General features: G+C 69.8%; 22 protein-coding genes, 1 tRNA gene and 4 pseudogenes. 12 read left to right on the forward strand and 15 right to left on the reverse strand.

Features of this window, described 5'->3' with window-relative positions; all coding sequences use genetic code 11:
- Positions 1-504: pseudogene (locus SACSA_RS26530) on the forward strand (hypothetical protein); the annotation flags it as partial.
- Here SACSA_RS26530 and SACSA_RS27125 read toward each other — a convergent pair.
- On the reverse strand, positions 408-881 hold the full coding sequence (locus SACSA_RS27125; RefSeq protein WP_083940109.1) for a protein-tyrosine phosphatase family protein: 474 nt from the start codon (positions 879-881) through the stop codon (positions 408-410). The pseudogene SACSA_RS26530 and the gene SACSA_RS27125 overlap by 97 nt on opposite strands.
- Positions 882-975: 94 nt before the next feature.
- Between SACSA_RS27125 and SACSA_RS0100915 the strand changes: the two genes are divergently transcribed.
- From SACSA_RS0100915 to SACSA_RS0100930, 4 genes are all read left to right on the forward strand, one after another.
- A complete protein-coding gene (locus SACSA_RS0100915) occupies positions 976-1644 on the forward strand; it encodes a class I SAM-dependent methyltransferase (protein ID WP_019812760.1) in 669 nt (222 codons plus the stop codon).
- Between the two features lie 58 nt (positions 1645-1702).
- Positions 1703-2038: an MmcQ/YjbR family DNA-binding protein gene (locus SACSA_RS0100920; RefSeq protein ID WP_019812762.1), complete on the forward strand. Its 336-nt coding sequence runs from the start codon at positions 1703-1705 to the stop codon at positions 2036-2038.
- A gap of 60 nt (positions 2039-2098) precedes the next feature.
- On the forward strand, positions 2099-2485 hold the full coding sequence (locus SACSA_RS0100925; protein WP_019812764.1) for a nuclear transport factor 2 family protein: 387 nt from the start codon (positions 2099-2101) through the stop codon (positions 2483-2485).
- 323 nt (positions 2486-2808) lie between these two features.
- Entirely contained in the window at positions 2809-3096 is a 288-nt protein-coding gene (locus tag SACSA_RS0100930) for a hypothetical protein (protein ID WP_232212796.1), read from the forward strand.
- A gap of 628 nt (positions 3097-3724) precedes the next feature.
- Here the strand turns inward: SACSA_RS0100930 and SACSA_RS20920 are convergent.
- From SACSA_RS20920 to SACSA_RS0100960, 6 genes and pseudogenes are all read right to left on the reverse strand, one after another.
- Entirely contained in the window at positions 3725-4306 is a 582-nt protein-coding gene (locus tag SACSA_RS20920) for a DUF3558 domain-containing protein (protein WP_198008894.1), read from the reverse strand.
- A 19-nt stretch (positions 4307-4325) separates the two neighbouring features.
- Positions 4326-4802, reverse strand: a complete 477-nt coding sequence (locus tag SACSA_RS25535; protein ID WP_019812770.1) for a hypothetical protein — start codon at positions 4800-4802, stop codon at positions 4326-4328.
- A gap of 271 nt (positions 4803-5073) precedes the next feature.
- Positions 5074-5631, reverse strand: a complete 558-nt coding sequence (locus SACSA_RS0100945) for a DUF4352 domain-containing protein (RefSeq protein ID WP_019812772.1) — start codon at positions 5629-5631, stop codon at positions 5074-5076.
- Positions 5632-5890: 259 nt separating this feature from the next.
- Positions 5891-6064, reverse strand: a pseudogene (locus tag SACSA_RS24240) (GNAT family N-acetyltransferase); the annotation flags it as partial.
- Between the two features lie 214 nt (positions 6065-6278).
- The gene (locus SACSA_RS0100955) at positions 6279-7163 is read right to left on the reverse strand and encodes a phosphotransferase family protein (protein WP_019812773.1); all 885 of its coding nucleotides are present in this window, start codon (positions 7161-7163) and stop codon (positions 6279-6281) included.
- A 214-nt stretch (positions 7164-7377) separates the two neighbouring features.
- Positions 7378-7451, reverse strand: a tRNA-Gly gene (locus SACSA_RS0100960).
- Between the two features lie 245 nt (positions 7452-7696).
- On the opposite strand from SACSA_RS0100960, the gene SACSA_RS0100965 reads away from it, so the two are divergent.
- From SACSA_RS0100965 to SACSA_RS0100975, 3 genes are all read left to right on the forward strand, one after another.
- Entirely contained in the window at positions 7697-8935 is a 1239-nt protein-coding gene (locus SACSA_RS0100965; RefSeq protein ID WP_028661411.1) for an oxygenase MpaB family protein, read from the forward strand.
- A 152-nt stretch (positions 8936-9087) separates the two neighbouring features.
- Positions 9088-9675, forward strand: a complete 588-nt coding sequence (dcd, locus tag SACSA_RS0100970) for a dCTP deaminase (protein ID WP_028661412.1) — start codon at positions 9088-9090, stop codon at positions 9673-9675.
- A 146-nt stretch (positions 9676-9821) separates the two neighbouring features.
- The gene (locus tag SACSA_RS0100975) at positions 9822-10568 is read left to right on the forward strand and encodes a CAP domain-containing protein (RefSeq protein WP_019812779.1); all 747 of its coding nucleotides are present in this window, start codon (positions 9822-9824) and stop codon (positions 10566-10568) included.
- A gap of 10 nt (positions 10569-10578) precedes the next feature.
- On the opposite strand, the gene SACSA_RS0100980 is transcribed toward SACSA_RS0100975, so the two are convergent.
- From SACSA_RS0100980 to SACSA_RS0100995, 4 genes are all read right to left on the reverse strand, one after another.
- Positions 10579-12216, reverse strand: coding sequence for an acyl-CoA dehydrogenase family protein (locus tag SACSA_RS0100980; protein WP_019812781.1), 1638 nt, complete (start codon positions 12214-12216; stop codon positions 10579-10581).
- On the reverse strand, positions 12200-12805 hold the full coding sequence (locus tag SACSA_RS0100985) for a TetR/AcrR family transcriptional regulator (protein WP_019812783.1): 606 nt from the start codon (positions 12803-12805) through the stop codon (positions 12200-12202). Before SACSA_RS0100985 ends, SACSA_RS0100980 begins: the two co-directional genes overlap by 17 nt.
- Before the next feature lie 99 nt (positions 12806-12904).
- On the reverse strand, positions 12905-13405 hold the full coding sequence (locus SACSA_RS0100990; protein ID WP_019812785.1) for a DUF742 domain-containing protein: 501 nt from the start codon (positions 13403-13405) through the stop codon (positions 12905-12907).
- A 156-nt stretch (positions 13406-13561) separates the two neighbouring features.
- Entirely contained in the window at positions 13562-15865 is a 2304-nt protein-coding gene (locus SACSA_RS0100995; RefSeq protein WP_019812787.1) for a (Fe-S)-binding protein, read from the reverse strand.
- A gap of 152 nt (positions 15866-16017) precedes the next feature.
- On the opposite strand from SACSA_RS0100995, the gene SACSA_RS0101000 reads away from it, so the two are divergent.
- Positions 16018-16344 (forward strand): DMT family transporter, encoded by a 327-nt coding sequence (locus SACSA_RS0101000; protein ID WP_019812789.1) that lies wholly within the window; start codon positions 16018-16020, stop codon positions 16342-16344.
- Entirely contained in the window at positions 16341-16901 is a 561-nt protein-coding gene (locus SACSA_RS0101005; protein ID WP_019812791.1) for a TetR/AcrR family transcriptional regulator, read from the forward strand. The genes SACSA_RS0101000 and SACSA_RS0101005 overlap by 4 nt, the downstream gene beginning before the upstream one ends.
- Before the next feature lie 21 nt (positions 16902-16922).
- Here the strand turns inward: SACSA_RS0101005 and SACSA_RS0101010 are convergent, their stop codons facing one another.
- The 3 genes from SACSA_RS0101010 to SACSA_RS0101020 all read right to left on the reverse strand — a co-directional run bounded on the left by SACSA_RS0101010 (position 16923) and on the right by SACSA_RS0101020 (position 19046).
- The gene (locus SACSA_RS0101010) at positions 16923-17705 is read right to left on the reverse strand and encodes an IclR family transcriptional regulator (RefSeq protein ID WP_019812792.1); all 783 of its coding nucleotides are present in this window, start codon (positions 17703-17705) and stop codon (positions 16923-16925) included.
- Between the two features lie 176 nt (positions 17706-17881).
- Entirely contained in the window at positions 17882-18424 is a 543-nt protein-coding gene (locus SACSA_RS0101015; RefSeq protein WP_019812793.1) for a hypothetical protein, read from the reverse strand.
- 82 nt (positions 18425-18506) lie between these two features.
- Entirely contained in the window at positions 18507-19046 is a 540-nt protein-coding gene (locus tag SACSA_RS0101020; RefSeq protein ID WP_019812794.1) for a YbhB/YbcL family Raf kinase inhibitor-like protein, read from the reverse strand.
- Between the two features lie 472 nt (positions 19047-19518).
- Here SACSA_RS0101020 and dnaK point away from each other — a divergent pair.
- Positions 19519-21225: pseudogene (gene dnaK, locus SACSA_RS20925) on the forward strand (molecular chaperone DnaK); the annotation flags it as partial.
- A gap of 3 nt (positions 21226-21228) precedes the next feature.
- Here the strand turns inward: dnaK and SACSA_RS26535 are convergent.
- A pseudogene (locus tag SACSA_RS26535) lies at positions 21229-21487 on the reverse strand (MFS transporter); the annotation flags it as partial.
- Between the two features lie 3 nt (positions 21488-21490).
- Here SACSA_RS26535 and SACSA_RS25540 point away from each other — a divergent pair.
- A partial coding sequence (locus SACSA_RS25540) for a cellulase family glycosylhydrolase (RefSeq protein ID WP_198008895.1) occupies positions 21491-21869 on the forward strand: 379 nt, incomplete at its 3' end.

The raw sequence follows: 21869 nt of genomic DNA on the forward strand, positions 1-21869 counted from the left end.
CTCGTGCTCGCCGGGGAGGAATCCGCCCGGCCGCTGCCCGGTTCCGTGAGCGCCGACGAGATCGTCGGGGCGGCCTTGTCCGAAGTGGAGGACTACAAGCGGATCAAGGTCGCGATGACCCGGAACCTGTCGGTGCCCGGTGACGTGGCTCCGGACCTGATTCATGTGATCTCGGAGCTGTTCGAGAACGCCACCGCGTACTCGCCCGCGAGTGAGCCGGTCTCTGTGGTCAGCTCGCTGACCGCCGACCGCCAGTGGCGCATCGACATCACCGACCGGGGCGCCGGGAATGCCCGGAGACCGAGATCCGCAGGGGCGAACGAGCGGCTGGGCCGCCGCCGGGTCCGCGTCGCGACCGGTTCCGTGGCCGCAGCGCCGTTCCCCGGAATGAGGCCCGCGGCCGCGCTCTACCGGCCACGACACCGGCCACGACGCCTCCGCGTGCTGTGCGCGAACCAGACGACCCACGCGCGTTGCCACGGCACCGTGGCCGCGCGCCGGTGATAGTGCGCGCGCGTCCAGCGCAGCGCCTGACCAGGAGTGAGCCCGGACAGGACCGCGAGGCACGCCATCGCCGTCCCGGCACGGCCGAGGCCCCCGTGACAGGCCACTTCCACCTGCTCACCCGCGCGGGCCCGTTCGTGCAGCGCGACGATGCTCTCGGCGGCGGCGTGCCAGTGCAGGGGCAGCAGTCCATCGGGCCACGGCACCCACTCGTGCGGCCAGGTGAGGTCGGCGTCGTGCCGACGGCGCAGGAGCGCTGCGCCCAGGTAGAGCCCGAAGTCGGGGATGTCGCGCGGCGAGGACCTGCCGAGCCCGCGCCCGCGTACCCGGGTTCCGTCGGGCAACCGGGTCGAGCCGACGAGTCGCGCACCGGCCATGTCCACGATTGTCGCTCGCCGAGCGGAGCGCCGAAGGCAGAGCGCGGCGCCGAGGGCGGCCCGGTGCCGGTCGCCGGCGTCGTACGGTACGGGGGTGGCCGAACCGGAGTACCTCTCCCGCGCTCGTGAGTCCTACGACGTCCTCGCCGACGACTACACCGCCTGGGTCCGGGACGAGCTGGCACGCAAGCCTCTCGACCGGGCACTGCTGAGCGAGTTCGCGGAAGTGGTCCGCGCCGCCGGTGCGGGCCCGGTCCTCGACGTCGGCTGCGGTCCGGGACGGGTGAGCGACTTCCTGCACCGCCTGGGTGTCTCCGTGTCGGGCGTCGACCTGTCGGCACGGATGGTGGCGGCGGCACGGCGGCGCTACCCGCACCTGCGTTTCCGCGAGGGTTCGATGACCGCGCTCGACGCGGCGGACGGCTCGCTCGGCGGGATCGTGGCCTGGTACTCGATCATCCACGTGCCCGACGAGCGGTTGCCGGAGGTGTTCGCCGGTTTCCACCGCGCACTCGTCCCGGGTGGCTATCTGCTACTCGCCTTCCAGATCGGCGACGGTGTGCGGCACCGCACCGAGGCGGGCGGACATCCGGTGTCACTCGACTTCCACCGGCGAAGGCCGGATCGGGTCGCGGAGCTGCTGAGGGGGGCCGGGTTCGCGGTGCGGGCGTGCACGCGCAGGGAGGCGGACGAGGAAGGCCCGTACGCCGAGGACACGGCGCAGGCGTACCTGCTCGCCCGCACACCCGGTCCGGGTGGGTGAGGCCGCGAGTTCCCATTTCTCCAAGCCGCCCTCGCACAGTGCGCGGAGAATAGGCGGCATGGTGACCTGGGCCGATGTGGTGAGACTCGGATCGGCGCTGCCGGGTGTCGAGGAGTCGACCTGGTACCGCACACCGGCGTTGAGGGTGGCGGGGAAGGGCTTCGCGCGACTGCGCACCGAGGCGGAGGGCTGGCTGATGGTGCCGTGCGAGCTGGACGAGAAGGCCGCGTTGTTGTCCTCGGGCGTTCCCACCTTCCACACCACGCCGCACTACGACGGCTACGGGGCGATCCTGGTCGATCTCGACGTCGTGGACCCGGCTGAACTGGCCGAGCTGGTCGAGGGGGCCTGGCGGATCAAGGCCCCGGCTCGGCTGCGTGCCGGGCGCGGGTGAGCGCCCTGCCGTGACCGGCCCGTTCGCCGAGTGCCGTGCTTCGGGCCTGGGAGGTGAGTGGTGCCGGGCGAGGACGAGCGGGAACTGTGGGAGACCGCTCGCGCGTGGCAGCGTGCGATGGTCGCCAACGACGCGGGGGCGCTCAGCCGGTTCGTGTCTCACGACTGGGTGCGCGTCGATCAGACCGGTGTCGGCACGCGCGAGGAGTTCCTGTCGCTCGTGGCCGCACGGGAGCTGACGCACAGCGCGATGCGGACGATCGAGGGAAGCGAGCGGGTCCGTGTCTACGGTGACCTGGCCGTCGTGACCGCCCGTGTGACGAACACGGCCCATTACCGGGGCCGGGAGTTCCACGCCGACGAGTGGACGACCGACGTTTTCCGGCGCGGGGAGCAGGGGTGGGTCTGCGTCCTCTCGCACGTGACACCCGTCGAGCACCCGGACTGACGCCCCGCCCCGGTCCGAGCAGGTCCCCGAGCACTCGCTGGCCGAGGAGGCCTCTGTCGCCGCCGCACCCCGCCCGTCGACGACCGGACGGTGAAGCGGGTGCCGCGTCACCGAAGATCATATTTCCTCGGCCATACACCCTGTCGAGGGAAGACTTCCTCACCTGAAAGTGGTCGAAGACAAACACGGTTCGTGTTGTTTTTCGACTCTCGTTTCGCCTTACATATCGAAGGAAGTAGTTCACTTCAGTTCGTTGGAGGAATGTCCTATGATCGTTATCGCGCTCAGCTGCAGCAGCGTTACACCAACGGTTATCGACGGCGATGTCGCACACCAACGTGAGAGGAGTTCGCGAAATGCGTAAGGGTTTGGCTCGCACCACGGCTGCTACGGCGATCGTTTTCGGCGTTATGGGGGTCAGCGCGGGAATCGCTTCGGCGGACCCGGTGAACGCGCCCGAGGTGCCGTCGCACCCGACCGGCGCCGACTACGTCAACGCGTGGAACGAATCCGGTGCTCACCTGGGTGCGGGCGCGGCAGGCCTCGTGAGTTCCGCATGGTCGGGCGCCATTCCCGCGATCACGCAGGGTGCGCTCAACCCGGCGGGCTGAGGAAGTTCGACCCCCGGGTCGCCCGAAACGTGGTCCGGGCGACCTGCCGCATCCCTTCTCCGAGTCGCGCCGTCTCCGAATAGTTTCGTCGTGGGGCGGCCGTCTGTCGACCCGTCAGCGGAAGACCACGGGGAAGTGGGAGCGTCTCAGCTGTCGCGACGTCCACGAATGGTATGGGCGAGTACCTTCGCTCTCTTCGGGGTCGTGCTGGTTCGCGCCGCGCGGTAGCTCAGTGCCGCGATGTTCACGTCACGGTGAGCGCGGTTCGTGTGCCATTCGAGTCTCCCCGTGAAATATCGACTCGAGTCCATGGCTCGAATGGGGCATATGCCGTACCGACCCGGAGCGGTCGGGATGCGATCAGTGAGTCGGCCCATGTTCGGCGGGGCAGGCCATCGGCCTGGTGGACGAAGGTCACGTGGCAGTGGTGTGACGGTGATGTGGCCTGGAGGGGGTGTGTCCTACGGATGGACATTCGCCGGCCGGATGCCGGTGCCGGCGATGTCCGGTCATGCTGGAGGGCCACTTCCCGAATCCGCGAGGTGGCCCTCCAGCGCTGTGCTCACCGGACGCGGTCCCCCGAAAAACCTTGACGGGGTAGAGCGGCGACACGCGTGGCAACGGCAGGTCAGCCACGCGGAAGCTTCGGTTCGACCAGAACGGCCGCCTCGTCGGCGAGCTCGCAGGATTTCTGCTGGCTCAGTGCACCATTGGTCTGGACATCGACCCGGGAGTCTTCGGTGACGCCGATCGCTATGATGCATCCGCCGTCGGTCGGTATTCGAGCGATCTCCCGGCCGTCGACTTCGGTGGTGTCAATGCCGAAGCCCGCATCCTCGGCGTCATCGACGCCGTAGTTTTCGGCGATCGTCGTAGAGAGAGTCACCTGCTCGTCAGGTGGGGTCTCGACGCGGTCCGGGTACCATAGGCATCCTCGAGTGGAGCTCAGATTCTTGCGTTCGCGCTCTTTGAAGTCGCCGATCTTGTCAAGGTCGCTTTGGGTCAGCAGCGTGCATGGGTCTACAGCGCTGAGCGGAGACGCGCTGCCGTCTTTGGAAGGAGTGCTGGAGGGCCTTCCGCTCGGTGGCATGCTCGGCTCCGTGGTCACGTCTGTACTGCCCTGGCGCTCGGCCGTACCGATCTGCTCGGACGTGCAGGCCGAGGCCACCAGCAAAGTGGCAAGACCCAGCCACGCCACTCGATTCTTCACAGGTTGTTGCTCCTTATTTCTATTCGCCCTTCCAGACAGCCCGTGCGTCCTCTTCGCTTTCACGGTATTGGCTGGACGCTCGGAGCAATGCCTCTTCGAGGAGGTCCAAAGTGTGACGGAAAGCCTGCATGACGTCGACGACGCCTGTGCCCCCGTCCGCGGATTTGCGGTCGTGCGCTGCGACTTGGCGGGCGTACGGGCTGCAGCCCAGCTTTGGGTTCTGCGCGAGGCGGTCGAACGTATAACGCAGCCCGTCGATATCGTCCTTCATGCCGCGTACTGTGTTCAACAGACCTTCAGCGCCTCGCTCCGAAATTCGGAAACCACCATTCTTGGCGGATTCGAGCATGGCTTCGCCCTGGGCGTTCATCCGGGCAACTGATTCGGTATTGAATCCGCTGCCGAAGAGCGAGGTAGCGGTGTCGAGCGGGTCCGGCTCCGAACGAGCTGCTCCCTCATCGAGGGTCTTACTCTCGTCGAAGAATCCGTCTGCCATGGCTTCCTTCGTACTCTCTCGCGAGCGTAGCTAGACGCATACCTTAGCCGACGCGCACGGTAAGTGTCCTGGTGTTGCGTCCAGTCACGCGACGCCGAGCAAGGGAAGCCGACGTGGACCCGAAGGCTGGGGGGTCCGCTGGAGCCGGCTCACCAACGCCGTGCCGGTACCCGGTGCGTCCGGCAGGCCGATCGCGCCGTCGAGCGTCTTCCGGACGTAACGGAATCGCCCGGAGGCGCCCCGGCGCGATCGGCGTGGTCCGCGCTCGGGGTCACCGCAGCGTGACGGTGGCTCCCTCGCTCAGGAAGGAGTCATGGAGTTCGATGTGGTCCAATTCGGTGCCGGGCGGGACATCGAACACAAGCTCGCCCTCCACGTTGTTGCCCGGATTGATCGGCGTGTACAGCACCTCGTTGCCCGGAATCATCACGCCCGCGGCGGAATCAGCCGAGTATTGCCGTGCGCTCGTGTCGTAGAGGTACTGGTCGGTGTCGGTGAGCGAGCGTGGGTCGGTACCCACGTTCACCACGCGGACGGGGATGACGACATATTCCCCTTGAGGATATTGCGGGAAACTCGGGTCGCCCACGGACGGTTGCCGCTCGACGCCGGTGATGGTGAACTCGAAGTTGCCGTCCCGCACCGGCTGGCCGATGGCCGCGGCCTCCGGCTCAGCGACCTGTTCGGGGGCGGGCGGATTCGCCGTCGGCTCGTTGGCTAAGTTGGTGGTCACGGCGACGATCACGCCGAGGAGCAGGAGAACTCCGAGAATCCACGGCCACTTACGGTGTTTCCGCCGTTTTGCGTGACCGTGGCGCTGCTCGGTCATCTCGACTCATCTTCTCTCCGGATCCGGTTGGGCCCCGGCACGATAGGGTGAGCGCCCGGCACCGCGCCGGGTTTCGGTCAGTTTCAGCGTTGGACCGTGCGCGTGCGCTGACCAGGGCCGATGGTCGTGTCGCAGTAGGGCCAAGCGACCGCGCCAGGGCGGTACGCGCCCAGCGGCGTAGATGCGGGCAGAGAGTCGTATTAACTCCCACGGCGTCGGACGGTCGGCCGGGGCGATGTTTGTTGCCACTTTCCTGTGGTCAATCGCCGCTTCGGCGGGCAGAGGTTGAGACTTCGGCTTGGAGTAGTCGGGGCGAAGCACCGAATCCGTAACGCTCATACGCTGGGATCGCTCTGTTGCTGGAGTGCACTGTGACGCGTTCCAGACCGAGTTCCTCGGCGATCCGCATGACGGCTGCAACGAGTCGACCGCCATGCGAGTGTAGGAAGCTCCTCCTGCTCGGGAGCGAGAATGGTGAGCTCATTGTTGCAGCTTCTGCGAGAGCGCTTGTGTCGAGCGGGCTGAACCGCTGAGACGGTCTTTCACGTTCCGTACGGCCCGGAGTAGTGAGTCGGCTCCTTCGGGACCGACGGAGAAGCGTTGTGGTGGTCGGCCGACGCGCCGAAAGGTACAGCCGGCCCTACACCTCACAGCAGTGAGCGATACCTGGCTAGTGCCGCGTCCGTCCACGCGGTGTGCCTGCGCCGGAGTTCTGCGGCGGTCAGATCGGGGCGGCCAAGTTCGTAGTAGTTCGGCGCCCAGTCCTCGACGCCGATATGTGACCGGGCGATCGTCCAGAGATCCCACAGGCCCGGGTCGTCGAGCGGGGCCTTCGCGGTGGCGTTGTAGGCATCGAGGAACACATCGGCGAGCCGTTCGTCGTAGAGCAGGAACAGATCGAACCGGGCCCATCCGACGTCGTAACCGGGCGGACCGAGCACCGCGCCCTCCCAGTCGACGACTCCTGACAGCGTGCCGCCTTGCCAGAGGACGTTGCCGGACTGGAAGTCGTAGTGGGTCAGTACCGGCGGCGTGGCCAGAATTTCGTCCCACGCCCCGATAACGAACTCAGCCGCGGGGCCGGAGAGTCGGCCGGGGGCACCTCCGCGCCTTTCGTGCACGCTGTCCCAACCGGAGGACAACGACAGCGGCGTCCGGTGCACACGGGCCAGCGCCTTGCCCAACTCGGTCGCGAACCGGTGTGGATCGGTCGGCTGAATGTCGGCGTGCCCTGGTAGACGGGAGATGAGCACCCACGACCCGTCATCGTCGGCCGCGCTCGCTATCAGTCGGGGTGCGAGGCTCCCGAGGCCGTCCAGGGTGGTGAGGACGCGCGCCTCGTTCGGACCGGCGGGGTCCCCTGCCGGGAACTCACGCAGCACGACCTCCAGTGCCGGGTTCGCCGTGCGGAGCAGCCATGTGCGTGCGTGCGAGCCTCCGGCGAGGGGGCGCGCGTGCTCAACCTTGGCGTGGGGGCCGGCATGGTCGGCTGCCGCCCGGAGCGCGGCGGGTTCGGGTGATCGTCGCGGCATGACAGAAAGTATGCGGGGGTGTGAGCGTCGGCCCGAGTTCTACCCGGTGGTCGGTACCCGAACAGCGGGCGAGGTGGATGACGCGGAGGCCGAGGGGCCGCACATCCGCGACCTCCGAGACGCGGGGACACACCAATGGCACGCCCGCGGCTGGTCGCGAACGACGAAACCCCCAGGTCGGCTCTGGCGAGCCTGTGACCTGGGGGTTTCTTGGTGGAGCGGATGACGGGAATCGAACCCGCGTTCTCAGCTTGGGAAGCTGATGTTCTACCATTGAACTACATCCGCACGGCGCGACCCATCATACAACGCCGTGATCGTCCGTCGGCAAGCGGGGCCGACGCCCCTCGCCCACGCCTCGGCGGCGCGGTGGCAGGGTCGGCACCTCCCCGCCCCGACCCACGCCCGCGTCGGCCCGCTGGCGTGGTTTTCGCCCGAGTCCCTGTCGGCGTCGCTTGACCGTGTGGGCTCGAAGTGACAACACTTGTTGTCATCGAGTGGTTCCCCGCAGGTGGGTGGTGTGCATGGCTCACATCGGGTCCGACGAACGGCTGCCGGAACCGGAGTTGCTCCGCCAAGGCGGGCTGCGCCTGGCCACCCTGCTCTTCGCGCCCGGCGACATCCGGTGCACGGAGCCGCAGCTACGCCGCCTCCGCGAGTTCGCCCAGGCCGAGGACCCGGAGGCCGACGCCGTCGTGGCGCTGTTCCGCGAGCGACCCCCCGGCGAGGGCCGGGCGCTGTTCGAGCACGCGCTCGCCCACGGTGTCGACAGCCTCGACGACCCGCCGCCGCAGCTGGTCTCCTTCTTCCGTTCGGTGCGGCGCACCCCGTACTGGGTGGACCACGACCGCATCGACCGCGGCGCACGCGCGATCGTGCGGACGGGCGTGCTCAGCCTCTTCCCGCTCGGTGACATGGCGTTGATGGGCGGCTACCTTGCCTCGCGCGCCACGAAGCCGCTGGTCGGCACGGGTGCTATCGAGTACGCGGCGAGCCGCAGGCTGATCGAGACGACGCAGTGGTGGCTCGACGTCACCACACCAGGGGCGCTCCGGGACGGCGGCCGCGGGTACGCCTCCGCGCTGCGGGTGCGTCTGGTGCACGCCCACGTGCGCGCCGCCATGAACCGCAGGCCGGACTGGGACTACGCGGCCTGGGACCGGCCGATCAACCAGGTGCAGACGGTGGGCACGCTGCTGCTGTTCTCACTCGTCTACCTGGTGGGCATGCGCCTGCTCGGCGTCCGCTACAGCGACGCCGAACGCGCCGACATCCTGCACCTGTGGCGCTACGTCGGCTGGCTGATGGGCGTCGACGAGGCCCTGCTGCCCGCCACCGAGGACGACGCCTGGCGGCTGCTCTGGCTCATCGCGGTCACCGAGTTCATCCCGGATGAGGACTCGAAGCGCCTTGCCGCCGCGCTGGTCCGCTCGCACGCGGAGGTCGGCAGGGGACGGGGCCCGCTCGGTTCCGTCGCCGCCCAGCTCTCGGTGCGCGTCCACACCGCGATCAGCAGGCTGGTGCTCGGCCGGGGCAACGCGGACTACCTCGGTCTTCCTGACGACCCGATCGCCCGCGCCGCCGTTCTGGCGGGTGCCGCGACCAACTTCGCCGCCGAGACGGTGCGTCGGCGGCTGCCCGGAGCGACCGCGGTGCAGGAACACCTCGGCGCGCTCGCACGACGGCGTTACGCCGAGATGCTGGGCGCGCTCGTCCCGCCCGACCGCTCCTACGCCCGGCACCTGCGCACGCCGGAGAACCGCGCCGCGTGACGCGGGCGGGTCACGCGCGCCGTGCCGCGATCCGCTCGTCTGTCGTCCAAGCCCGGCTCCGCCACCGCTCGGCGGGATGCCGCGCAGGCGTCCCGGTGAGCCCGCGTACGGGGGACGGAAGCCGCGGCGGAGCCCCGGATAGGGTGGTCGGCGTGCTGTTGAGTGACCGTGACCTGCGCAAGGCGCTCGAATCCGGGCGGCTTGAGGTCGACCCGTTCGATGCGGGGATGGTGCAGCCGTCCAGCCTGGACGTGCGCCTCGACCGTTTCTTCCGCGTGTTCGACAACAGCAAGTACACCCACATCGACCCGCAGTTGCGTCAGGACGAACTCACCTCGTTGGTGGAGAAGGATGCCGACGCCGAGGACCCGTTCGTGCTGCATCCGGGCGAGTTCGTGCTCGCCTCCACGTTCGAGGTGTTCTCCCTGCCCGACGACCTGGCCGGCAGGCTTGAGGGCAAGTCGTCGCTCGGGCGTCTCGGCTTGCTGACGCACTCGACCGCGGGCTTCATCGACCCCGGTTTCACCGGGCACATCACGCTGGAGCTGTCGAACGTCGCGAACCTGCCGATCACCCTGTGGCCGGGGATGAAGATCGGGCAGCTCTGCCTGTTCCAGCTCACCAGCGCCGCGGAGCACCCCTACGGAACGGCCGAGGCGGGCTCGCGCTACCAGGGCCAGCGCGGCCCCACCCCGAGCCGCGCCTACCGCAACTTCGACCGCGTGGACACCCGGCGCTGATCCCGCCACGGATGGCGGCTCGTTCGTCGGAGCCCGGCGTTCCCACGTCGAACTGACGAAAACATCACGTTTTGATAACTCACGCGTCGGTGGTAACTTGCCCGGCTGTGTCTACCCCGAGCTCGCGAATCAAGTCACTGCTTGTGATGATGAGTGTGCTCGTGGGCGTGGTATCGGCCGCCGGTGGTCACCTGATCTGGCGACAGCCCTCGGAGCAGGCGGAGGTCGCCCTGTCCCGGCCTCCCGCACCCGGTGCGGAGACGCCCGGCGGCGGAGGTGCGGACCCGGCCACGACCACCACGACGACGGAGGACCCCGAGCCGCCGTCCGACGCCGACACCACCACCTCGACCGCGAGCACCACCGCGTCGTCCACCGGGCACGACCCGGACGAGACGTCGTCGGAGACCCCGGCGGCACAGTCCCCGGACCCGAACACGCCCACGACGTCCGAGGCGCCCGAACCCGAGCACACGCCCCCGGACGGCGCCACACCGGAGCCCGACACGCCGGGCGCGGCCAACTCCTCGGAGCGGGGCGAGGTCGTCGAGCTGGTCAACGACCGGCGTGCCCGGTCCGGATGCGCACCCGTGCGCGCCGACGACAGGCTCGCCACGGCCGCCCAGCGGCACAGCGACGACATGGCCGAGCGGGACTACCTCGATCACACCTCCCCCGAGGGCACGACGTTCGACGAGCGGATCGAAAACGCGGGATATCCGCGCCCCGCGGCCGAGAACATCGCGATGGGGATGTCCAGCGCGGAGGCGGTGATGAACGCCTGGATGGACTCCGACGGGCACCGCCGCAACATTCTCAACTGCGAGATCACCACCATCGGGGTCGGCGTCAACACCTCCGGCTGGTACTGGACGCAGACCTTCGGCTACTGAGCCCGTGCCCTCACCGCTGGAGGTCGGTCTCGGTGCGGGACAGGATCGTGGCCGTGTCCACCGTGCCGGGCAGCGTGCCGAAGGCGACGCCCCAGTCGCCGCCGAGGCGGGAGGCGCAGAACGCGTCGGCGACGGCCTTGTCGCCGTGCCGCACCAGCAGCGAACCCTGGAGCACCAGCGCGAGGCGTTCGACGACGCGGCGGGCGCGGAACTCGGCCGCGTCGCGGTCGCCGAGTTCGGCGCGCACGTCGGCGACGGCGGCGTCCAGCCGGGCGTCGGCTCCCGCCGCCTGGTCGACCTCGGCGAAGAACGCCTCCACCGACCCGGGCTCGCGGGTCATGGCCCGCAGCGTGTCGAGCGCGGCGACATTGCCTGAGCCCTCCCAGATCGACGACAGCGGTGACTCGCGGAACAGCCGGGGCATACCCGACTCCTCGACGTAGCCGTTGCCGCCGAGGCATTCGAGAGCCTCGGCCGCGTGTGCCGGTGCCCGTTTGCAGACCCAGTACTTCGACACCGCGAGCCCCAGCCGCCGCAGCGCCGCCTCCTGCTCGTCGCCGGCGAGCGCCCGTTCGCCCGCCCCGGCCAGCCGCAGCGCGACCATGGTGGCGGCCTCGGCCTCGACCGCGAGATCGGCGAGCACGTTCGCCATGAGCGGCTGCCGGACCAGTGGTGCGCCGAAGGCCGTGCGGTGCCGCGCGTGGTGCGCGGCCCGCACCGTGCCGTATCGCATCCCGGCGGCCGAGCCGGTGACGCAGTCGAGCCGCGTGTTGTTCACCATCTCGATGATGGTGCGCACGCCGCGTCCCTGTTCGCCCACGAGCCAGCCGATGGCGCCGTCGTACTCGATCTCGGCGGAGGCGTTCGAGCGGTTGCCGAGCTTGTCCTTGAGGCGTTGCAGGTGAATGCGGTTGCGCGTGCCGTCGGGCAGCACCCGGGGCAGCAGGAAGCACGACAGCCCGCCCGGGGCCTGCGCCAGGGTGAGGAACACGTCCGACATCGGCGCCGAGGTGAACCACTTGTGCCCGGTGAGCGCGTAACTGCCGTCCGAGCACGGCTCGGCCCGGGTGGTGTTGGCCCGCACGTCCGAGCCGCCCTGCTTCTCGGTCATCGACATGCCCGCGATCAGGCCGCGCTTCCCGCTCGGTGCGCGCAGGCCGTAGTCGTACTCGGTGGCGGCAAGCAGCGGCTCGAACGCGGCGGCCAGGTCGGCGTTGGAGCGTAGCGCGGGCACCGCCGAGTAGGTCATCGAGATCGGGCAGGTGTGGCCCGCCTCCACCTGGCTCCACACGTAGAACTTCGCGCTGCGGGCAACGTGCGCGCCGGGCCGGTCGTCGCGCCAGGGCGCGGCGTGCAGCCCGTGGGAGACGGCGACCGACATCAGGTCGTGCCAGTGCGGGTGGAACTCGACCTCGTCGATCCGGTGGCCCACCCGGTCGTGGGTGCGCAGGGTGGGCGGGTTCTCGTTGACGAGCCTGCCCCACTCCTGCGCGCGTTCGCCGCCCGCGAGCCTGCCGAGTTCCCGCACCTCCGGCTCGGCCCAGCTCGCGTCCTGCGCGCGGAGCGCGTCGAGCAGGGCGGGGTCGTCGGCGACGTCGTGACCGACGAGCGCGGGGACCTGGTTGACCACGTCATGGGTCGACGGCATGGCGGGCTCCTAACGCACGCAGGGTGAAGGCGGACAACTCGTCGACGGCGTCGGCCTCGCCCCGGGTGAGCGGGCCGATGAGGACCTCGGCCGCCGCGCCGACGACGGCGGCGGCCGTGGTGTCGGCGTCCTGTGGTGGCACCGTGCCCTCGCGCACGCCACCGCGAACCCGGTCGGCGATCACGTCCCGGAAGGCGCGGCGGAACACCAGGCGCCGTCGTTCCACCGGCGCGTCGACGGGTTCGGCCAGCAGGGCGTAGGCGAGCCGGGGCTGCTTGAGCGCGCGGGTGGCGAAGGTGCGCACCACCGCGACCACCTGCTGTCCGGCGTCGCTGGGCACCGCGGCGGCGTCGCGCACGGCCTCGACCTCGCGGCCGACGACGGTGTCGAACACTTCGGCGACGAGCTCTGCCTTGCCGGGGAAGTGCCGGTAGAGGGTTCCGGTCGCCACTTTCGCCCGCGCCGCGACGGCTGTCATCGCACACCCCGCGTAACCGTGCTCGGCGAGCAGTGCGACGGCGGCGTCGAGGATCGCGCTGCGCTGGGCGTCGAGCCGTGCCTGCACGGCGGGTGTGCGGCGGTAGACCACGAGAAGAAGTGAAGCACTGATTCATTACTTCAGGCAAGAGGCGGGGTGTGCCGGGTGGAGCGGTGGCGGTGTTGTGTGCTCGCCCCCGGGCGGTTTCGGCTAGAGCCGCTGGAGACCGGCCAGCACGCGGTGCATCAGATCGGCGTCCGGGCGGCCGCTCGCGCTGGGCCGCACGGTGTGCACCCGCACGAAGCCCGTGTCGGCGAGGTCGCTGATCAGCACGCGCGCCACCCCGAGCGGGACGGCCAGATTGGCGGCGACCTCGGCCACCGACTTCGGCTGGGTACAGAGCCTGCGCACGGCCTGATACTCCGAGCCGAGGTTGCGGTGCCACGGCGCCGTCGGCTCGGTCGAGACGAGCGTCTCGATGGCGAGGTCGTCCCGTGCGCGGGTGCGGCCCTTGGTGAGCACGTACGGTCGCGCCCTGAGCCGGTGCCGCTCTCCGTCGTCGCCCCCGTCGTCGCCGTCATCGGCGTCGCCGGGGGGCGTGTGCGGTGACATGACGATCCGCTCCGGCTTCGGGAGCGCGCCCGGGACGTCACGGAACCGAGCGCCGGTGCGCTCGTCGCGACGGCCGAGGTCGTCGTCCGAGGTACTCATGCGGTGCCCGCCTCGCATCGTGCTCTCGCCTCAGGGCGATCGTGGACTGCGAGAGGGTTATGCTACCGGGAGTCACCGCTTCGTGGGGGTCGTGACCGAACTTTGGAAGTATTCAAGAATCAGTCGCCCGTTCACGACCCCCGACGTCACGCTGTGTTACTTCTTGTCCTCGTCCGGTTGCGGTGTGCCCGTCGCGACCTGGTCGGTGGGCACGTCCGCCCTGCCGCTGGCCTCGGCCTCCCCGCCGATCTCGGCGGACCCGGCGGGCGCACCCGCCCCGACCGGTTCCTGTCCGCGCCGGACGGCCGAGAGCAGCAGCTGCGCGACGTCGACGACCTCGACGTCCTCGCTCGCGGCTCCGTCGCTCTGACGCGAGGTCACGCCGTCGGTGAGCATAACCCGGCAGAACGGGCAGCCGGTAGCGATCTTCGACGGCGCCGTGCCCAGGGCCTCGTCGACGCGCTCGACGTTGATCCGCTTGCCGATGCGCTCCTCCATCCACATGCGCGCACCGCCCGCACCGCAGCACATCGAGCGGTCGCCGTGCCGGGGCATCTCACGCATGGCGGCACCGGAAGCGCCGACCAGCTCACGCGGGGCCTCGTAGACCTTGTTGTGCCTGCCGAGGTAGCACGGGTCGTGGTAGGTGACGTCCTCCGCGATCGGCGCCACCGGGGTGAGCCGCTTCTCACGCACCAGGCGGTTGAGTAGCTGCGTGTGGTGGACGACCTCGTAGGTGCCGCCCAGCTCCGGGTACTCGTTGGCCAGTGTGTTGAAGCAGTGCGCGCAGGTCACGACGATCTTTCGCTTGCTTTGCTCGACGCCCTCGAACACCGAGTTGAGCACCTCGACGTTCTGCTGGGCCAGCATCTGGAACACGAACTCGTTGCCCGCCCGGCGTGCCGGGTCGCCGGTGCAGGTCTCCTCCGGCCCGAGCACGGTGTACTTCACATCCGCGTGGTGGAGCAGCTCCGCGACGGCGCGGGTGGTCTTCTTGGCGCGGTCCTCGAACGCGCCCGCGCAGCCGACCCAGAACAGGTACTCGGCATCGCCCAGCTCGCCGTCGAACACGGGCACCTCGAAGTCGAGGTCCTCGGCCCAGGCCAGCCTGTCCTTGGCGTTCTGACCCCAGGGGTTGCCCTTGTTCTCCAGGTTCTTGAACATCCCGTTCAGCTCGGTCGGGAAGTTCGACTCGATCATCACCTGGTAGCGGCGCATGTCGACGATGTGGTCGACGTGCTCGATGTCCACCGGGCACTGTTCGACGCAGGCGCCGCAGGAGGTGCACGACCACAGCATGTCCGGGTCGATCACACCACCGTCGTCCCCGGTGCCCACCAGCGGGCGCTCGGACTCGGCCAGGGCGAGCACGTCGATCCCGGCGTGCGGGTTGTCGCCGGTGAGGCCGATCTCCTCGCCGGTCATGTCCTTCTTGCCGCCCGCCATCAGGTACGGCGCCTTGGCGTAGGCGTGGTCGCGGAGCTGGGTGATCAACAGCTTCGGGGAGAGCGGCTTGCCGGTGTTCCACGCCGGGCACTGCGACTGGCACCGGCCGCACTCGGTGCAGGTGGAGAAGTCCAGCCAGCCCTTCCAGGAGAAGTCCTCGACCTGTCCGGCGCCGAAGACGTCGGTCTCCGGGTCGGCCTCCTCGAAGTCGATCGGCTTGCCGCCGCTCATCATCGGCTTGAGCGCACCCAGCGCGACCCCGCCGTCGTCCTCGCGCTTGAAGTAGATGTTGACGAAGGCGCTGAACCGGTGCCAGGCCACACCCCACGTCAGGTTCCGGCCGACCACGGCCAGCCACACCATGCCGGACAGCAGCTTGATCAACGCCATCACGGACACGGCGACGGCGCTGGTGGGCAGCAGCGCCGCCAGCGGCTGGGTGACGAAACTCGTCCACAGCGCGGGGTCCTCGATGCCGCTGGAGATCTTGAACGCCTTTACGCCGAGGATGCCAAGACCCTCGATGACGACCACGGCCTCGACGAAGTAGGCCGCCGCGAAGTTCGATCCCGCGAACCGGGACTGCAACGCGGCGCGGCGCGGGTGGTTGCGCTGGCGGATGACCGCCAGCGCGACTCCGCCGAGCACGGTGCCGAGGCCGAGCAGTTCGAGCAGGAGCTGCCACGGCGCCCAGTGCCCGATGATCGGCCACGCGAACTCCGGAACGAAGATCTCGCCGTAGGCCTCGAACAGCGCGAGAGAGCCGAGCAGGAAGCCCCACATCACCAGCCAGTGCCACGGGCCGACGTTGCGGAACTTGTTCATCCTGGTGTGCGCGACGAACTCCGTGATCAGGGTGCGCATCCGAGGCACGAACGGACCGTTCCGCGTGCCATCCGGCTGGCCGAGCCGGATGATGCGGAACTGGCGCAGGACGCCGGAGACGAACACGAACCAGGCGACGAGGCTGACGGCGACGCCGATCGCGCCCATCGCGAGCTGCGGTGCACCCATGATCGGGGCCTTTCGGTTCGGGGACTTCGTGGTGGGTTCGGCTGAGAGTAGTGGCTTCTACTGATCAGTAACCCATCGGCCGGCCGCACGTCCCACGGATGTGGTGCACGACTCGACTTTAGTGGGACGATCGTTCAGGTATTTTAGCAGTCATGGGTGTCTACGTCCTGCTCGCCGCCGCGATCGCCGCCGAGGTGACCGGCACCGTGTCCTTGAAGCTCTCCGACGGGTTCAGCAGACTCTGGCCGTCCGTGGTGGTGATCGTCGCCTACGCCCTCGCGTTCGTCCTGCTGGCCCGCGTGCTCAGCGCCGGGATGGCGGTCGGCGTCGCCTACGCGATCTGGGCCGCCGCGGGCGTGGCGCTGGTCGCGCTGGTCGGTGCGCTGTTCCTCGATGAGCGCATGACTCCGTTGATGGTCGCCGGGCTCGTGCTGGTCATCGGTGGGGTGGTGCTGCTCGAACTGGGTGGTGCGCGGTGAGGCGCCGGGCGGACGGGCGCAAGGCCAAGGGCGAGAAGCGCCGGAGCGAGATCATCGACGCCACGCTCCGCGTCATCGAGCGCGACGGCGTCGCGGGCGTCACGCACCGCAGTGTCGCCGCGGAGGCCGGGATTCCCACCACCTCGACGACGTATCACTTCGCCAGCCTCGACGACCTGCTCATCGCCACCCTGCTCTCGTGCGCGCGGGACATGGCCACCGAGGTCTACTGGATGATCGACCGCGCGCGCTCGCGCGGCAGCCGGGGCGCCGAGGAGGTCGCCACCCTGCTCGCGGAGGCGATCGGCCCCCGGCGGGGCCGCACCATGGCCGAGTACGAGCTGTACCTGCTGGCCTCGCGGCGGCCGGAGCTGCGTCCCGCCGCGCGACGCTGGCTCGACGTGCTCACCTCGATGGTGCGCCACGACGACGAGGTGGCGTTCCGCGCGTTTCTCGCCGGGATCGACGGTCTGCTCATCCAGGGCCTGATCGACGACGAGCCGCCGACGCCGGAGGAGCTGCGCCCCGTCGTGGACTACCTGCTCAAGCCGAGGTAACGCGCGCCTCGCCGGTCCGGCTCACGAGGTCTGCGGTAGCAGGACCGACAGGCGGGTGGCGGCCTCGCGGGCGTGGCGGTGCAGGTCGTGGCGGCGCGCGAGGAACGCCGTCGCGGGCATGGAGAAGGCGATCGCGGCGGTGACGCGGTCCTCCACGCCGCGCACGGGAGCCGACACGCACGCGAGCTCGGGCTGGAACTCCTCGACGTCCTGTGCGTATCCGGACCGCCGTACCTGGTCGAGTTCGCGGTCGAGCTCGCCCATCCGGACGGTCGTGCGCTCGGTCAGCCGGGGCATCCCCGCGCCGGCGAGGTATTCCCGGCGCCGCCGGGGCGGCAGCGAGGCCAGCAGCACCTTGCCGAACGCGGTGGCGTGGGCGGCCTCGTGGAAGCCGAAGTCGATCGGCCGCGCGCGCGGATGCCGTGGCGAATCGGCGACGGCCGCCACCACGACGTCGTTGTCCCGCAGCACGGTGTAGTAGGCCGCCGCCCCGGCCTTGCGGTGCAGCGCGTTGAGCTCGTCGCGCACGACCTGATCGACGTCGAGCTCGGAGCAGAGCCGCTCGTAGAGGGGGCCGAGCTTGTAGCCGAGGCCGAACCCGCGCCCGTGTCCGAGCCGGACCAGGTAGCCGTCGTGCACCAGTGTGTTGAGCAGGTGGTAGGTCGTCGACAGGGTGAACCCCGCCCGGCGGGCCACGGCCTTGGCGGTGACGCCGTCGCCTTCCGAGGCCACGATCTCCAGCACCCGCAACGCGCGCCGGGCCGATCCGACCAGTCCACGCTCCTGTGGGCCATCGACGCTCATCGCACACCTCCCGCCCTGCCGGTCGACGTCCTCGCGGCCCGCGCGGCGCCCGGGCCCGTGTCGTTCGCCCCGCACCACGACGTGGGGCGATCCGGCTGGCCCGAGCATACGAACCGGCCACGCGCCCGGCCAGCGCCGGGTGATACCGAACGGGGCGCTTTGGTACCGCTCACCGTTCAGTGCGAGAACGGTTCGAGACAGCCGAACTCCGCGGCGGCACCCTTCGGCTCGGCGCTCAGGCGGTCGGGCCGCACCGTGCCCACCACGCACCCCGCGTCACCGACGTGCACGCCGAACGAGGTTCCCCGGGCACGGCGCACGGGGGCCGTGGTGATCGCGTCACCGGGAAACCCCGCCGACTCGATCGCCGAGGCCACCGCATCCGGCGCGAACGCACCCTCCTGCCGCAGCGGCGCGAGCACGTCCAGGATGCGCTCGGTCGCGTCCTCGGCGCGGGCCCGGTCCGCCGACGAGAGTTCCGCGCGTTGCCGCCAGCCGCGATTGTCCGCGTGCCGCGGCGGGCCGTCGGGGCCGGTGCCGCCGTGCGTTGCCGTCCCACCGTCGTCGGGAGGCGGCGCCGTCGACGTCGTGGCGATGCCGAGGCTCTCCGGCGCGCCCGGGCCGGTGGCCCCGTCCTCGGCGCCACAGCCGGACAGTGCCGTGACGGCACCGGCGATACCGAGCGTCAACAGGAGGCGACCCAGCGGACCGATGCGCATCCGGTCAGCATGCCACGGCCCGTGCCCCCGTGACGGGGCCGCTGACGGACCGGCGTGGCGCGGCCGGGCCCGCGTTCGGTGCTCAGCCCTCGATCTCGTACACCGGCGTGAGGGTGGCGCGGGCGAGGGTGTGGCCGAACAGGTTGAAGCCGAGGAAGGCGGGCGTGGCGTCCCGCCCGATCTCCAGCGCGGCGACGTCGAGCGCGTGCACCGCGAAGATGTAGCGGTGCTCGCCGTGCCCCGGGGGCGGGGCCGCGCCGAGGTACTGCCGCACGCCCGCGTCACCCTTCAGCGTCGTCGCGCCGTCGGGGAGGCCGGAGCCCTGCTCGTCTCCCGCGCCGGAGGCCAGCTCCGTGACCGAGGCCGGGATGCCGAACACCGCCCAGTGCCAGAATCCGCTGCCGGTCGGGGCGTCCGGGTCGAAGCAGGTCACGGCGAAGCTCTTCGTCTCCGCGGGGAACCCGTCCCAGGCCAGGTGCGGCGAACGGTCCTCGCCGCCCGCGCCCATGATGCCGCTGCGCTGTGGCACCGGCAGCGTCCTGCCCTCGGCGACGTCGTCGCTGCGCAGCGTGAACGAGGGCACGTGCGGCAGGGAGTCGTACGGGTTCTGGGCTCGTGTCATACCAACCTCCGGTTCGCGTCGTGTCCGCACGCTCGCCGTGCGTCCTCTCGCCGGGAGCCAGGCTAGTGATGCACGCGCCGGAGCGCCCGGAGGGGCGAGGCGCCCGTGCGGTGCCACGCCCTCGTCCGTGGGAGTGGCGGGACCGGACGGCGGGAACGTGGGTGACGCGGGAACAACACGCGACGGTCGGACGTTGGCAGAGGCAGAAACCTTGAGTGGCGACCACTCAACTCCGGTTTGACGACACCTCGCCGAACCGGATACAACTTGAGTGAGTCCGGCTCAAGGTAAGGACGGCACCCGCGGCTCGGCCGGGCGCCGCGCACGCGGCCGGCCACCCGGTGTCCCGGTGCCGGCGCGCGGGAACGCGCGGACGTCACGCCACACCGAGCGGACGACAAGACCACAGAAGACGACACACGACCCGGCCGCCGGCATAGGAGGCGGCCGGTGAGCAGGAGGGAAAGACACGATGGCGCGAACGGTCGGCATCGACCTCGGCACGACCAACTCGGTCGTCTCCGTTCTTGAAGGCGGCGAGCCGACGGTCATCGCCAACTCGGAGGGGTCGCGGACCACCCCGTCCGTGGTCGCCTTCGCCAAGAACGGCGAGGTGCTCACGGGTCAGCCCGCGAAGAACCAGGCGGTCACCAACGTCGACCGCACCATCCGGTCGGTCAAGCGGCACATGGGCACCGACTGGAAGACCGAGATCGACGACAAGGCCTACACGGCCCAGGAGATCAGCGCGCGCGTGCTGATGAAGCTCAAGCGCGACGCGGAGGCCTACCTCGGTGACGACGTCACCGACGCGGTCATCACCGTCCCGGCCTACTTCGAGGACGCCCAGCGCCAGGCCACCAAGGAGGCGGGCCAGATCGCCGGGCTCAACGTGCTGCGCATCGTCAACGAGCCGACGGCGGCCGCGCTGGCCTACGGCCTGGACAAGGGCGAGAAGGAACAGACCATCCTGGTCTTCGACCTCGGCGGCGGCACGTTCGACGTCTCGCTGCTCGAGATCGGCGAGGGCGTGGTCGAGGTCCGCGCGACCAGCGGTGACAACCACCTCGGTGGCGACGACTGGGACGAGCGCATCGTCGACTGGCTGGTGGACAAGTTCAAGGCCTCGCACGGCATCGACCTGACCAAGGACCGGATGGCGCTCCAGCGCATCAAGGAGGCCGCCGAGAAGGCCAAGATCGAGCTGTCCAGTTCGAGCAGCGCGAACATCAACCTGCCCTACATCACGGTGGACGCGGACAAGAACCCGCTGTTCCTCGACGAGAACCTGTCGCGGGCCGAGTTCCAGCGGATCACCTCCGACCTGCTGGAGCGCACCAAGTCGCCGTTCCACAACGTGGTGCGGGACGCGGGCATCTCGGTCGGCGACATCGACCACGTGGTGCTCGTCGGCGGCTCCACCCGCATGCCCGCCGTCGCCGACCTGGTCAAGGAGCTGACCGGCGGCAAGGAGCCGAACAAGGGCGTCAACCCGGACGAGGTCGTCGCGGTCGGCGCCGGGCTGCAGGCCGGTGTGCTCAAGGGCGAGGTCAAGGACGTCCTGCTGCTGGACGTGACCCCGCTGTCGCTGGGCATCGAGACCAAGGGCGGCGTGTTCACCAAGCTCATCGAGCGCAACACCACGATCCCGACCAAGCGGAGCGAGATCTTCTCCACCGCCGACGACAACCAGCCGTCGGTGCAGATCCAGGTGTTCCAGGGTGAGCGCGAGATCGCCGCGCACAACAAGAAGCTCGGCATGTTCGAGCTGACCGGCATCCCGCCCGCCCCCCGCGGCGTGCCGCAGATCGAGGTCACCTTCGACATCGACGCCAACGGCATCGTCCACGTGACGGCGAAGGACCTCGGCACCAACAAGGAGCAGTCGATGACCATCACCGGCGGCTCGGCGCTGCCGCAGGAGGACATCGACCGCATGGTCAAGGACGCCGAGGCGCACGCCGAGGAGGACAAGCAGCGCCGCGAGGAGGCCGAGACCCGCAACCAGGCCGAGACGCTGGTCTACCAGACCGAGAAGTTCGTCTCGGACAACGAGGACAAGCTGGACGACGAGCTCAAGGGCAAGGTCAAGACCGCGATCGACGAGGCCAACGAGGCGCTCAAGGGCACCGACACGGCCAAGATCCGCGAGTCGATGGAGAAGCTGAACTCGGCGGCCAACGGGGCGAGTCGTGATGAGCAGGTACGAGCGCCACCTTGCCCCGGCTCTCGCCGCTGCTGGCGGCGAAGAACAAGGTGTTGGCCAGTGCCACCGCCATCGCGGCGTCACTGGCGTAGTTCAGCATCACCGCGTAGGTCAGCGAGGTCAGGCCCGACTTGTCGGCGCCGTCGGCCTTCGTCGCGCGCTGGAACGCCGCGACCGCGTTCCCGCCGAGTTCACGCCCGCGGAGTGCCGCGACCCGGGTGACGGTGAGCTTCTTGGCATGCGGGACAACGCCGCCGAGGTGTTCGCGAGCGACCCCGCGCGCGACACGGTGTTCTCGGTGCACATGTACGGCGTGTACGACACCGCGTGGAGGGTGCGGGACTACCTGACCGCGTTCACCCGAGCCGGTCTGCCGATCATGGTGGGGAGTTCGGGCACCGGCACTCCGACGGTGACCCGGACGAGGACGCGATCCTGGCGACGACGAGGGGAACTGGGGGTCGGCTACCTCGGCTGGTCGTGGAGCGGCAACAGCGGGGGCGTCGACTACCTCGACCTCGTCCACGACTTCGACCCCGCGCGGCTCACCGGCTGGGGCCAGCGCCTCTTCCACGGCCCCGACGGCATCGGCGAGACCGCCGAGGAGGCCGCCGTCT

The sequence above is a fragment of the Saccharomonospora saliphila YIM 90502 genome (genome assembly GCF_000383795.1).
In the GTDB taxonomy this organism is placed as follows: Bacteria; Actinomycetota; Actinomycetes; order Mycobacteriales; family Pseudonocardiaceae; genus Saccharomonospora; species Saccharomonospora saliphila.